The organism is Agarivorans sp. D1326, from assembly GCF_056958115.1.
Window position 1 is genome coordinate 236,523 of sequence record NZ_JBTWEN010000004.1, and the last position, 12,679, is coordinate 249,201.

A 12,679-nucleotide genomic window follows, 5' to 3' on the forward strand; every position below is an offset into this window, starting at 1 on the left:
TGTTTATATCAACTAACCTGTATCATTTTTGACCAAGTGAATTTTATTGTTATATACCTGATATTTAATATTTTTTTGCTAACTTTTTAACCCTAATTGAAGCGCTTTCTACGTCAAGTGTTGAATCTCAAATGTATAACTGTGAAGTGCTAGCTGCCAGCCTAAAGAAACAGGCGTTAAATTAAATATGAAGTGTGAAAATGTGACTAAGCAAGTACTGAAATGTTACTCAATTACTCTGACCCAGCATGAAGTCTAGCTATTATTTTGTGCTCTCATTTGTGTGTACAAGTGTAACTACAGTTGTGTGTTCATGTGTTTATTTTTCACCCGCGCAGGCGCGGAAATTAGCCATTGTGTGGTATTGCTTTTATGTGCTTCAAAAGGGTAGATTAATATGCCTTGTTGTAGCGTATTGAACAAAATCTCCCAACGTAAAAAATATTTATTTGTCAAAAATGCGGCTGTATTTAAATATTAGGATTAACTGCGGCGTATGTGTTGCTAGAATTTAATCTGGGACACCTATTTTAGTAACTGCCATTTGTGGCACCTGAACTGCCAACTGAGGCAATTACTCACAGAAACGGTGGATAAAGCTGTGAAAAGAAAGCTAGCAAAGCGTAACAAACAAAGCCTAACCAAGCTTTTGAAGTCAAAGCCTGAGCGCCATCCCTTCGATATCTGGCTGAAAATTTTGTGGTCAAACGGCTGGATAAAGGGCGCAATACGCAGAGAGAAAGCATTTCTTAGGCGAGGCTCGAACAATATTGGGTGGATGAGAGAAGATGCGACCAATTTTCGCAGAATGTCTAGAAAGCAAAGAGAACACTATTTAGACAAATGGGAACCTTACAGAGCTGTGTTGCACGCAAAAATTGGCAAAAACGGTGCTTTTCCTTTGTCAGATGAAGCGATGAAATTAGCTGGCCTGAAGCTAGGTGATATTGTCTCTTTTGAGGTTAAAGGCAGCAAGTCAGCGTCAATGCAAAAGCACAAAGATCAGAGCCTCTCTGATGCCGAAATTAAGAAGCACGGCAAATTGGCTCGTGTAGTTAAGCTCAAGCCAGGGGATTTTGAGTAATGATAGAAATCTCGCCTGTAGAAATTGCTTTCTTAGATTTAAGAGCAGACAACAGAGTTATCAGGCTTATCTATGCAAAAGATGGGCTTGATTCATACATAGAAGAGCTTACAGCGGTAATTGGAGATCATGTTTTTGGAGTAAAATACAACTTCAACTTCGACCCCATCAACTATGACGTTAGTAACATTACGCAATTAGAGCTGGAAAGGCTTGTCTCAACCCCCAGATGTCTTTATACCCCATTCGCTACATTAGAAAACGATAATTCGCTTCTAGCAGTGAAGCGTATTCAACAGCAACGCAATCAATACGCACTAGAAAAACAGAGCAAGGAGTAGCAGTCATGTTAGACGAAGAGCTTGCTCAGCAGCAAGAAACTGAAATTGAAGAGTTTGGCTGGCAGTTAGCAAATTGGCTACAAAGTAGATTTGGGCGCAAAAAATCTGAGAACATATTCTCAGACGGGCTAACTATAGACGCCAGCGGAAAAAACAGGCGGTACGACATTTACTTGCGCTGGAAACCAGCAGGAGATTGGCCTGAGAACACCTTGGTTATTGCTCGATTATTCTTCAAAGAAAAGCATCAAAAAAAAGGTTATGGCACAGAGTTTCTTAGATTTCTCACTGAAGAAGCGGAGCAGTACGGCATTCGTAATATTGCTATTGAGTCATACAACGACAACTCATTAGCTTTTGCTAAAAAATTCGGGTTTCGCCATTTTTTAAAAAGCGAGCTAAATGAGGGGGAGTTAGCAAAATCGCTGAAGTTGAATATCTATACTCTACAGTCGAATATTGAAATTTATGAGATGAGAAAAGAGAAGAAAAAAATTGAAGACAACAAGAAGCATTTTAAGCGTGCAATTAAAGAGTTGAAAGCAATAAAACTATAGCTTCAATCGATCACTTTTTATTCTAATTAAGAAACCCGATCATCTTTTGTGCACAAAGAGTAATCAACATGAGCTTAAGCGAGAAAGACATAATCGTAAGTGTGTGCCCTTCTGAGAATACTAGACACTTGGGCGCACATGTCGGTGTTCAAATTGAACACATAGAAAGTGGGATTGTGGTCAAAATTACAGAGCATCGAAGTCAGCACTTAAACAAGCAAGCTGCGATGGAGAAGCTTAAGTTAGAGCTGGTTAAGTTGCGCTTTGCTGATATTGATGAAGATGACTTGATAGAAAGGAATAAATTCTTTTACGATTTGGATGCTTCTGATTAGAGTTCTGATGAAGTAACCAGTCCCGTCTTCGTATCGTTCAGCACAATCCAAAGTAGAACTGTATCAGTTGCGCCCAAAATCCAGCCTTCTTTATCGAGGTCAATCCAGGGTTGATCATCCGCTGATCGCTGAGCTTCGATGTGCATTATCTTACACCAACTTAACCCCATCCCTTTTGCATCGAGCTTAGTAATATAGCCTGTAAAAGGGAAAAACTTATGCTCGCCGTTTTTGAGTCTAGCAGGGAGAGAAGAGCCTGAAATTCCAGATTTGCCAACGGGGCCGTCTTCATCGAATTCGATTCGGCGGTAGTTGTGTCGATATGCGAATTTCATGAGATAATAGCTGATTAGCTAAGAGGAATAATACAAGTACAGAAAGATGGTAGCGATGAGCGGGGTCGAACCGCTACGCCCGAAGGCACCAGATTTTGAATCTAGCGTGTATACCAATTTCACCACATCGCCATTATTTTTATGTTAGCCAGTTAGTTCGGCTAACTAATTGCGTATGATACCATCGAAGTTTTTCATACACAATCATACAACTGTACTTTCGCAAGCACTTTTCTACCAAACGCTTGAAATTATTATACTTTTCTGAAAACTCAAAACCTTAACAATTGATTTTGAATCCCCTATGTCTACCAATTTCATCACTCTGGCATTTGTTTACCCGCCTTGGCGAGTGATTGGCATTATAAGCTGCGTTTTTAGATTGGCAAGCGCTTTTTGTTTTAAAGCCCACTAAGTGTTTAAGAATTGTGCTAGCAGCCTGTTAGTGAAAGAAAGTCGATGATTTTGCTGCTCAGATTAATTCTCAGCCAGCGCAGATTTGCTACCATACAAGAAATTTCTTAGAGGCAACAAAACCATGGCTAACGCTAGCGCTACCACTTCACTGCCAACCGCAGGTTTCTTTCGTCGTTTAGGGGCTTATATTTACGATGCTTTAATGGCCATTGCTATTGGCATGGTAGCCACCATGCTTGGTTTAGCTGCAGTAGCAATAGGTACCAGCATAGGGCTTATTACGCTCCCTGAAGGGGTTGAGCACTCTACTTACCTAGTTGGTCAAATTTGGTTTCAGGGCTTAATTTGGGGCAGCATAATCATGTTTTATATTTGGTTTTGGCATAACCATGGCCAAACCATTGGAATGCGAGCTTGGCGTTTACGGGTGCAAAATAAAGACGGCTCGAACATTTCTTACACCCAAGCACTGATTCGTTTATTTACTTCGGCTCTTGGGGTAGGAAATTTGATGGTAATAGTCACCAAAGACAACACTGCTTTCCAAGATATTTGGGGCAGATGCCAAGTGGTGACTTTGCCGAAAAAGTAACGCTAGGTTCTACGATTAATCAAGAAGAACGCAATACCTAGTACGAGTACACTAGGTATTGAAGCACTAATGTAAGGGTGTACTCCGTAAACCAGACTCATTGAGCCAAGCACCTGATCTAAGATGTAATAGCTAAAGCCAGCCACCACACCCAACATGATTTTTGCTCCCATACTCGAGCTACGCAGTGGGCCAAATACAAACGACAAAGCTAAAAGCATCATAATACCGGTAAGTATCGGCATCATTAACTTACGCGCTAATGCTAGCTCGTAACGTGCTGGGTCTTGGCGGTTTTGCTTTAAGTAGCCAATGTAAGAGTACATGCCTGAGATAGACAGATCGTGAGGTTTAACGGTTACTACACTCAATTTATCGGGAGTTAGCGTACTGCTCCAAGGATAGTTCTCATAGCGAGTCTCAATAACCCCATCATCACTAAAATCGATAACTTTGGCGTCTTTAATCAACCACCGGTTGGTATCATAAACCGCCTGGTCTCCTTCTACTTGCTGGTACAACTCTGCATCATCATTAAAGCGATAGATGGTGATGTTAAATAGCTCTTTACTCTCTTGCACTTCGCCAATATTTACAAAGCTTTCACCATCTTTTGCCCACACTCCACGCTGCACTGCAACCATGGCTCCGCCCGACATTTTACTTGAGCGCAACTCTTTAGCGGCCATGTCTGCACGAGGAGCCACGTACTCACCCAACAACATCATCACAATCATCATTGGTACTGCAGTTTTTAGAACCGCTACCGCAATATTAAACCGTGATAAACCCGAGCTTTGCATGACCACTAATTCACTAGTGCTAGCTAAAGAGCCTAAGCCAATCAACGAGCCAAGCAGCGCAGCCATGGGAAAGAAGATTTCTAGCTCACGAGGCACACTAAGTAATACATACCAAAGGGCATCGACAATTTGATAATCGCCTTGCCCTACGCTCCCCAGCTGCTCGACAAATTTCACAATCATGCTCAAGCTTTGCAAAGTCACAAGAACTAGCAAGCTAGACATGATAATGGTGCGGCCTATATACCAATCAAGAATCCGAAACACAGGCCTTTCCTTTAACTTTTCCGCGAACTTTCAAATAATACTCACTGCGTATAAACAAATAGCCAAGTGAAATAAACAACATTAAGGCATGTACCGACCACAAGCCCACTTCTGGCGGTATTTTACCTTCTTCCAGCGCACTTCTTGCGGCGCTCAGCATCAGGTAATAACTTAGGTACAATAAAATAGCAGGCAGCAATTTGGCGTAACGGCCTTGGCGTGGATTCACTGCCGCTAAAGGCACTACCATTAAGGTTAAAATAGGAATTGTAAGCGGCAGAGAAATACGCCATTGCAACTCGGCAATTTGGGTTAAATCCTCAGAGCCAATTAACTGTTTTGTGGGCAAAGACCACAAGCGGCGTTGCGATTGATTACCTTCTTGTTCGCGTAAATACACTCGATAACGTTCGAAGTGTAAGATGCTGTAATCCAGTTCCTCAGGTGCTTGCTCATAACGTTTACCATTACTTAGCACCATCCATTGAGAGCCATCGGTTCGTCGCTCAATACCACCCTCTTCTGCCATTACCACAGAAGGGCGAGTATCGCTGCCTTCGGCAGGCGTATGCGCTACAAATACTTTTTCAAGATGTTGGCCTTTGTTTTCAATTTGCTCCACAAAGGTCACCACCCCGCCGCCCAAAGACTCGAAGCGCCCTTGCACCAACACCGATATGCCGGCCTCGGCATCCATTTGGTCAAATAGCTGTTGCTCTAACTCGTTGGTATATGGGCTTAAATACAAGGTGTTAAAACCTGCGGCCGCAGTAGACAGCAAACCCAGCACCATAGTATCGCGCAGCAACTGAGCGGTACTATAACCACAGGCTTGCAGCACCACCATTTCACTGTCTGCGTATAAACGGCCATGAGCCACCAAAACGCCGATAAACATACTTATTGGTAGGATAAGAATCAAAAAGGCAGGCATGTTCAATAACATGACCTTGGCGATAATTTCACCCGCAACGTTGCCTTCGGCGGCTTGAGATAAGACTCGAACAAACTTTTGCGAGGTAAAAATCAATAATAAAACAGCCAACACCGCCAGTTGGGTTTTTGCTGTTTCTCTAAATAAGTAACGGAATATTAGCACTCAGTCATTCACTTCAAACATAGAACTTTGCTGGTAATAGCAAAAAATTCAGATAAACTTTCTATTTTTTACAGTTTCACATAGCAATATGTGCCTGTATAGCTCATATTTATTTAAACAGTAGATAGAATCGGCCACCCGTTCTAGCAGGTTAGCTATCTTAACCCAGTTTTGGAGATTGTAGGAGTATTCATGGAGTTTAGCGTAAAAAGCGGTAGCCCGGAGAAGCAACGTAGTGCGTGTATAGTTGTTGGTGTGTACGAACCACGTCGTTTATCGCCCGTTGCCGAACAACTCGACAAAATTAGCGATGGCTATATTAGCGCCTTATTACGTCGCGGTGATTTAGAAGGCAAAGCTGGCCAAGTACTGTTATTGCATCATGTACCTAACGTATTAAGCGAGCGGGTATTATTAGTTGGCTGTGGTAAAGAGCGCGAACTAAACGAGCGCCAGTACCGCCAAATCATTACTAAAACCATTAATACCCTAAACGAAACGGGTTCAATGGAAGCGGTATGTTTCTTACCAGAGTTGCATGTTAAGTCTCGCAATACCTATTGGAAAGTTCGCCAAGCAGTAGAAACCACTCAAGAAACGCTCTACAGCTTTGATATGCTGAAAAGCAATCGCGAAGAAACTCGTCGCCCACTGCGTAAAATTGTATTTAATGTGCCTACCCGTCGTGAGCTCACCATTGGTGAAAGCGCCGTTCAACACGGTTTAGCAGTAGCTCAAGGGGTTAAACACGCTAAAGACCTAGCCAACTTACCACCTAACATTTGTAACCCTGCTTATTTAGCTGAACAAGCTAAAGAGTTACAAAGCAACTACGACAACGTAAAAGTAACCACCTTAGGTGAAGCGCAAATGGCGGCACTTAAAATGGACTCATACTTGGCTGTAGGTCGTGGTTCAGATAACGAATCAATCATGAGTGTGATTGAGTACTGCGCACCAGGCTGTGAAGACCAAAAACCAATTGTATTGGTAGGTAAAGGGCTTACTTTTGACTCAGGCGGTATTTCACTAAAACCAGGCGCTGGCATGGATGAAATGAAATACGACATGGGCGGTGCTGCAGGTGTTTATGGCACTATGAAAGCACTGGCCGAATTACAGTTACCGCTTAAAGTTACCGGCATTCTTGCAGGTTGTGAAAACATGCCTGGCGGCAACGCCTATCGCCCTGGTGATGTTATCACCACTATGTCGGGCATTACTGTAGAAGTGCTAAATACCGACGCTGAAGGCCGCATGGTATTGTGTGATGTGCTCACCTATGTAGAACGTTACGAGCCAGAGCTCGTGATTGATGTAGCCACCCTAACAGGTGCCTGTGTTATTGCGCTAGGCCATCACACCACCGGTTTAATGACGCCGCACAACCCACTAGCACACGACTTACTTAACTGTGCCGAGCAAAGTGGTGACAAAACCTGGCGACTACCTTTAGGCGAAGAGTATCAAGAGCAGCTAAACAGTAACTTTGCCGACATGGCCAATATTGGTGGTAAAACCGCAGGCTCTATTACTGCAGCTTGTTTCTTGTCGCGCTTTACTAAAAAGTACAACTGGGCTCACCTAGATATTGCCGGTACAGCTTGGAAGAGCGGCGGCGAAAAAGGCGCAACTGGTCGCCCAGTGCCATTGCTTACACAATTCTTAATTAGCAAAACTGATCAAGAAATAGAAGAATAAGCCAATCCGCTTATTCACTAGAAGGGAGCATTTGCTCCCTCTTTTCTTTTCAGGGCAAAATTTCTTGCTCAAAGGCCTAAAACTAAGCATTGCCGTGCATATTTCAAACAAGTAGTCTCTAGCGTATGAAAGCGAAATTTTATATCATGCCCGATTCTGTCATCACTGACAGCGAAGCGTTCGATAAAATAGTGTGCGATGTGCTTGCACAATACTATCGAAACGGGGAGCGCATACAGGTGTATACCTCTTCCAAGCAGCATGCAGAGCGGATTGACGAAGTGCTTTGGCAATTTGAAGCCGAGCAATTTGTGCCGCACAACCTCAGTGGTGAAGGCCCCCAAGGAGGGGCGCCTGTCGAAATATCGTGGCAGGCACCTAGGCAACGTCGCCAGTGTTTAGTGAACCTCACTGAAACGGCACCAGATTTTGCTAGAAATTTTCAACATATTATCGATTTTGTGCCAGCAGATGAAACCGGCAAGGCTGCGGCTAGAGAACGTTATCGAGTGTATCGCCAACAGGGTCTACAATTAGACACCGCAGCGTACACAAACCCAGAAATTATATAGAGTCAGTACATCCAATGGAAAAGACCTACAACCCAAGCGCAATTGAACAAGCGCTATATCAAGAATGGGAACAACAAGGCCACTTTAAGCCGCATGGCGATACCACTAAAGACGCCTACAGCATTATGATCCCACCGCCAAACGTCACTGGCAGCTTGCATATGGGACATGCGTTTCAAGACACCATTATGGATACCTTGATCCGCTACCAACGCATGCAAGGTAAAAACACCTTGTGGCAAGTGGGTACTGACCACGCCGGCATTGCAACCCAAATGGTGGTAGAGCGTAAAATTGCCGCTGAAGAAGACAAAACCAAACATGACTATGGTCGTGAGGCTTTCATCGACAAAATTTGGGATTGGAAAGCAGAATCTGGCGGCACAATTACTAAGCAGCTACGCCGTTTAGGTGCCTCGGTCGATTGGGAGCGCGAGCGCTTCACCATGGACGACGGCATGTCTAAAGCCGTAGAAGAAGCCTTTGTACGCCTTTACGAAGACGATCTTATCTACCGCGGTAAGCGCCTAGTGAACTGGGATCCAAAACTACACACAGCTATTTCTGATCTTGAAGTTGAAAACAAAGAAAAGAAAGGCCACATGTGGCACTTGCGCTACCCGCTAGCCGATGGTGAAACCACCAGTGAAGGTAAAGATTATTTGGTGGTTGCCACTACTCGTCCAGAAACCATGTTAGGTGATACGGGTGTTGCGGTTAACCCAGAAGATCCTCGCTACAACGCCCTTATTGGCAAGTTCATCGAGCTACCATTAGTCGGTCGCCGTATTCCTATCGTAGGTGACGAACACGCCGATATGGAAAAAGGTACTGGTTGTGTAAAAATCACCCCCGCTCACGACTTTAATGACTGTGAAGTTGGCAAGCGCCACAAACTTCCGATGATCAACATTCTTACCTTGAATGCAGACATTCGCGATGCAGCCGAAGTATTCACCAGCAATGGTGAGCCATCAGAAGTTTATTCTACGGATATTCCGGCAGAGTTCCAAGGTTTAGAGCGCTTTGCAGCGCGTAAAGCCATTGTGGCTAAGTTTGACGAGTTAGGCCTGTTACAAGAAGTAGCCGACCACAACAACACTGTACCTTACGGTGACCGAGGCGGCGTAGTAATTGAGCCAATGCTGACCGACCAATGGTATGTACGTGCCGCGCCGCTAGCTAAAACTGCTACCGAAGCAGTAGAAAATGGCGACATCAAATTTGTACCTCAACAATACGAGAACATGTACTTCTCATGGATGCGCGACATTCAAGATTGGTGTATTTCACGGCAACTTTGGTGGGGCCACCGCATTCCCGCTTGGTACGATGAAAGCGGCAAAGTGTATGTTGGTCGTAACGAAGCAGAAGTGCGTAGCAAACACGGCTTAGGTGACGAAGTAAGCCTACGCCAAGATGATGACGTACTAGATACTTGGTTCTCTTCAGGTCTATGGACATTTGCGACTCAAGGCTGGCCAGAGAAAACGCCAAACCTTGCTACCTTCCACCCAAGTGATGTATTGGTAACCGGTTTTGACATCATCTTCTTCTGGGTAGCCAGAATGATAATGATGACCATGTACTTCATCAAAGACGAAAACAACAAGCCTCAAGTACCTTTTAAAACAGTATACGTAACGGGGCTTATTCGTGATGAGAATGGCGACAAGATGTCGAAGTCTAAGGGCAACGTACTTGACCCTCTAGACATGATTGACGGTATCGACTTAGAAAGCTTAGTAACTAAACGTTGTGGCAACATGATGCAGCCACAACTTGCCAAGAAAATCGAAAAAGATACTCGTAAAACTTTCGAAAACGGCATTGAAGCCCACGGTACCGACGCCTTACGTTTCACCCTAGCTGCTATGGCGACCACCGGTCGTGATATTAACTGGGACATGAACCGCCTTGAAGGTTACCGAAACTTCTGTAACAAGTTATGGAATGCCAGCCGCTACGTATTAATGAATACCGAAGAGCAAGACTGCGGTAAAGACGGCGGCGAAATGGAATTCTCTCTAGCAGACCGCTGGATCGAAGGCCAATATCAGCAAACCATCAAAGCTTACCGTGAAGCATTAGATACTTACCGCTTCGACATTGCTGCCCAGCTAATCTACGAATTCACCTGGAACCAGTTCTGTGGTTGGTACTTAGAACTAACTAAGCCAGTGCTGTTTAAAGGCAACGAAGTGCAGCAACGTGGTACTCGCTATACCTTGCTAAACATCTTAGAAAGCTTACTGCGTTTAATGCACCCAATCACGCCTTACATTACCGAAACTATTTGGCGTCAAGTTGCGCCATTGGCCGGTAAAGCACAGGCCAGTGATAGCATTATGCTGCAAAGCATTCCAGAGTTTGATGCCTCACGTATTGATGAAGCCGCTGTAGCCGATTTAGAGTGGCTTAAACAGTTTATTTTGGCAATTCGAAATATTCGCGGTGAGATGGACATTAGCCCTAACAAACCGCTTAACGTTCTATTGAAAAACGCCTCAAGTGAAGATTTACGCCGCTTAAACGATAATGCACCGTTTTTGGCTTCTCTAGCTAAACTAGAAAGCACCACCGCATTGGCAGAAGGCGAAGCGGCTCCGGCCTCAGCAACTGCAATTTTAGGCGACATGGAGATACTTATCCCTATGGCCGGCCTAATCGATAAAGATGCAGAGCTAGCGCGTATTGGCAAGCAACTTGAAAAACTAGAAAAAGAGCTAGCAAAAGTGTCTGGCAAGCTATCAAATCAAAAGTTTGTCGCCAATGCACCTGAGCAAGTTATTGCTAAAGAACGTGCCAAACTAGACGAAATGGAAAGTGCTAAGGCTAAGTTGGTGGCCCAGCAAGAGACCATCGCCGCCCTTTAGTTTGCAACTTATGACAAAGTCCTCCAGTGGAGGACTTTTTTATTTGTGAAAGGATAAACAATGAACAAGAGTTTACTCACTAACTTAGCCACTTTGCTACTGGTAGCTGTAGGCTATTTTACTGCCAATGACTTAATCTTCTCGATTGGTTTGTTTGCTCTATCCGGCGCATTTACCAACTGGATAGCGGTGCATATGTTGTTTGAAAAAGTGCCCGGTTTATATGGCTCTGGGGTTATTCCGGCGCGCTTTGACGACTTTAAAGACGGCATCAAGCAGTTAATGTTGACCCAGTTTTTTACTGCAGAAAACATCGACCGTTTTCTTTCTGATGCGAGTGGAAAAGCGGTGCAATTAAATCTGCGCCCAGTGATTGATAAAACTGACTTTAGTCCCGCTTATCATGCCTTGGTAGATACTATCGAAAACTCATCTTTTGGCGGAATGCTAGCGATGGTTGGTGGCAAAGAAGCACTCACTCCACTTGAGCAGCCTTTTGTAGAAAAACTCAAAGATGCTGTGATTGAAATTAGCCAAGATGAGCAGTTTAGCGAAGCACTCAGAGAAGAATTAGAGCAACCTGAACACCTAGGCGATGTGCAACAAAAAATCACCTTAATCATCGAACAGCGGCTTGCTGAGCTCACTCCGCAATTGGTTAAACAAATCATCCAAGAGATGATTCGCAAGCACCTAGGCTGGCTGGTCGTTTGGGGCGGTGTTTTTGGTGGAGTGTTTGGACTAATACATGGCCTAGTCTAAGTTGTAATAGCAATCACCCTAAGTAAGTGACCAGAAATAACACAGGAAAAATACTCGAGAATAAGGCAGGATTTTTCGATAAGTAGTTACTCTACAATCAAAAATTCTAACGCAGTTATCGAGTATTTTAACCAGATAGAATGAACAGGTACTTAATACGATTGGTGTACCATCCAGCTAGTTGCTGCCAGCTAGCTGTTTTCCTGCTATCAAGGCGTCTATCTCTCCGCTATCTAACATCGCTTGTAGTAAGTTTGAGATTTCTTGCTGACGCTCAACTAAGGGTGACAGCTTTGAGATAGCCAAATAAACAGGGCGCTGTGTTTGCTGGCGATAATCAGCATGTTTAAACCATGAAGCAATACCCTGCTCTTTTAAGAAGTAATCCCCTTCCACACAAGACATCACTACGGCATCAACTCGCTGACCTTTGAGTAAACGAAATGCCGTCAGGTCATCAATGACTTCATGTTTGCTTAGCCCTTGGTCTTGGTCGAAACGCTTAAAGTAAGCCACCTTGCTTTGTACCGCGATAGTCAAGGAGTACAAGTCTTGATAGCTATTTAGATCAAATTGGCTGTCACGCTTCAAATAAAAACAATTACTTTGAAAGCTTCGATAAGCAGGCTCCACGAACGTCATATATTGTTCGCGCTCAGCGTTTCTATACAGCCCGGTCATTACGTCGCTTTCGCCCATCAGCATGTGCTTTAAGCAACGCTTCCAGCCACACCCTTTGGTATGTAATTGTAAATCCAGACGCGCACTTAAAACCTTAAGCAGCTCTATTTCTATCCCAGTCAAGCTGCCGTCGGATTCAATGGTTCGCCATGGCGGCCAATGCGCATTTGCGGTAGTCAGGGTTTGTTGTGCCCAAGCTGGGTAGCTAAGCAGCAAACACAGAAAAATGCGCAACAAAGTCACAGCTAGTCCTTTAG

General features: G+C 44.1%; 13 protein-coding genes and 1 tRNA gene. 9 read left to right on the plus strand and 5 right to left on the minus strand.

Annotation, left to right across the window (positions count from 1 at the left end):
• Positions 1–601: 601 nt before the first annotated feature.
• From ACYFDN_RS09790 to ACYFDN_RS09805, 4 genes are all read left to right on the plus strand, one after another.
• Positions 602–1,084 (plus strand): hypothetical protein, encoded by a 483-nt coding sequence (locus tag ACYFDN_RS09790; protein WP_483510927.1) that lies wholly within the window; start codon positions 602–604, stop codon positions 1,082–1,084.
• The gene (locus ACYFDN_RS09795; protein ID WP_483510928.1) at positions 1,084–1,425 is read left to right on the plus strand and encodes a hypothetical protein; all 342 of its coding nucleotides are present in this window, start codon (positions 1,084–1,086) and stop codon (positions 1,423–1,425) included. Before ACYFDN_RS09790 ends, ACYFDN_RS09795 begins: the two co-directional genes overlap by 1 nt.
• Positions 1,426–1,430: 5 nt before the next feature.
• Positions 1,431–1,982, plus strand: a complete 552-nt coding sequence (locus ACYFDN_RS09800; protein ID WP_483510929.1) for a GNAT family N-acetyltransferase — start codon at positions 1,431–1,433, stop codon at positions 1,980–1,982.
• Positions 1,983–2,050: 68 nt separating this feature from the next.
• Positions 2,051–2,317, plus strand: a complete 267-nt coding sequence (locus ACYFDN_RS09805) for a peptide chain release factor family protein (RefSeq protein ID WP_483510930.1) — start codon at positions 2,051–2,053, stop codon at positions 2,315–2,317.
• Here ACYFDN_RS09805 and ACYFDN_RS09810 read toward each other — a convergent pair.
• Positions 2,314–2,652 carry a hypothetical protein gene (locus tag ACYFDN_RS09810; protein ID WP_483510931.1) on the minus strand — a complete coding sequence of 113 codons (339 nt, stop codon included), beginning with the start codon at positions 2,650–2,652 and terminating at the stop codon, positions 2,314–2,316. The two genes, ACYFDN_RS09805 and ACYFDN_RS09810, sit on opposite strands and share 4 nt — an antisense overlap.
• Before the next feature lie 47 nt (positions 2,653–2,699).
• Positions 2,700–2,784: transfer RNA gene (locus tag ACYFDN_RS09815), tRNA-Leu, on the minus strand.
• Positions 2,785–3,190: 406 nt separating this feature from the next.
• Here ACYFDN_RS09815 and ACYFDN_RS09820 point away from each other — a divergent pair.
• Positions 3,191–3,661, plus strand: a complete 471-nt coding sequence (locus ACYFDN_RS09820) for an RDD family protein (protein WP_016401644.1) — start codon at positions 3,191–3,193, stop codon at positions 3,659–3,661.
• 2 nt (positions 3,662–3,663) lie between these two features.
• Here ACYFDN_RS09820 and lptG read toward each other — a convergent pair whose 3' ends face one another.
• Positions 3,664–4,731, minus strand: coding sequence for an LPS export ABC transporter permease LptG (lptG, locus tag ACYFDN_RS09825; RefSeq protein WP_483510932.1), 1,068 nt, complete (start codon positions 4,729–4,731; stop codon positions 3,664–3,666).
• Positions 4,715–5,830 (minus strand): LPS export ABC transporter permease LptF, encoded by a 1,116-nt coding sequence (lptF, locus tag ACYFDN_RS09830; RefSeq protein WP_483510933.1) that lies wholly within the window; start codon positions 5,828–5,830, stop codon positions 4,715–4,717. The genes lptG and lptF overlap by 17 nt, the downstream gene beginning before the upstream one ends.
• Before the next feature lie 192 nt (positions 5,831–6,022).
• Between lptF and pepA the strand changes: the two genes are divergently transcribed.
• From pepA to ACYFDN_RS09850, 4 genes are all read left to right on the plus strand, one after another.
• Complete coding sequence (gene pepA / locus ACYFDN_RS09835) at positions 6,023–7,531, plus strand: leucyl aminopeptidase (protein WP_016401647.1); 1,509 nt, start codon at positions 6,023–6,025, stop codon at positions 7,529–7,531.
• A gap of 125 nt (positions 7,532–7,656) precedes the next feature.
• On the plus strand, positions 7,657–8,103 hold the full coding sequence (locus tag ACYFDN_RS09840; RefSeq protein WP_040307119.1) for a DNA polymerase III subunit chi: 447 nt from the start codon (positions 7,657–7,659) through the stop codon (positions 8,101–8,103).
• A gap of 14 nt (positions 8,104–8,117) precedes the next feature.
• On the plus strand, positions 8,118–10,979 hold the full coding sequence (locus ACYFDN_RS09845; protein WP_483510935.1) for a valine--tRNA ligase: 2,862 nt from the start codon (positions 8,118–8,120) through the stop codon (positions 10,977–10,979).
• A 60-nt stretch (positions 10,980–11,039) separates the two neighbouring features.
• Positions 11,040–11,741: a DUF445 domain-containing protein gene (locus ACYFDN_RS09850; protein ID WP_483510937.1), complete on the plus strand. Its 702-nt coding sequence runs from the start codon at positions 11,040–11,042 to the stop codon at positions 11,739–11,741.
• Between the two features lie 177 nt (positions 11,742–11,918).
• Here ACYFDN_RS09850 and ACYFDN_RS09855 read toward each other — a convergent pair whose 3' ends face one another.
• On the minus strand, positions 11,919–12,665 hold the full coding sequence (locus ACYFDN_RS09855; RefSeq protein ID WP_483510939.1) for a substrate-binding periplasmic protein: 747 nt from the start codon (positions 12,663–12,665) through the stop codon (positions 11,919–11,921).
• Positions 12,666–12,679: the final 14 nt, after the last annotated feature.

Bases quoted from the DNA above. Each gene is read 5' to 3' on its own strand.
- pepA (WP_016401647.1), top strand. From the start codon at position 6,023: ATGGAGTTTAGCGTAAAAAGCGGTAGCCCGGAGAAGCAACGTAGTGCG.
- ACYFDN_RS09820 (WP_016401644.1), top strand. From the start codon at position 3,191: ATGGCTAACGCTAGCGCTACCACTTCACTGCCAACCGCAGGTTTCTTT.
- ACYFDN_RS09850 (WP_483510937.1), top strand. From the start codon at position 11,040: ATGAACAAGAGTTTACTCACTAACTTAGCCACTTTGCTACTGGTAGCT.
- ACYFDN_RS09795 (WP_483510928.1), top strand. From the start codon at position 1,084: ATGATAGAAATCTCGCCTGTAGAAATTGCTTTCTTAGATTTAAGAGCA.
- ACYFDN_RS09845 (WP_483510935.1), top strand. From the start codon at position 8,118: ATGGAAAAGACCTACAACCCAAGCGCAATTGAACAAGCGCTATATCAA.
- ACYFDN_RS09840 (WP_040307119.1), top strand. From the start codon at position 7,657: ATGAAAGCGAAATTTTATATCATGCCCGATTCTGTCATCACTGACAGC.
- ACYFDN_RS09810 (WP_483510931.1), bottom strand. From the start codon at position 2,652: ATGAAATTCGCATATCGACACAACTACCGCCGAATCGAATTCGATGAA.
- ACYFDN_RS09800 (WP_483510929.1), top strand. From the start codon at position 1,431: ATGTTAGACGAAGAGCTTGCTCAGCAGCAAGAAACTGAAATTGAAGAG.
- ACYFDN_RS09805 (WP_483510930.1), top strand. From the start codon at position 2,051: ATGAGCTTAAGCGAGAAAGACATAATCGTAAGTGTGTGCCCTTCTGAG.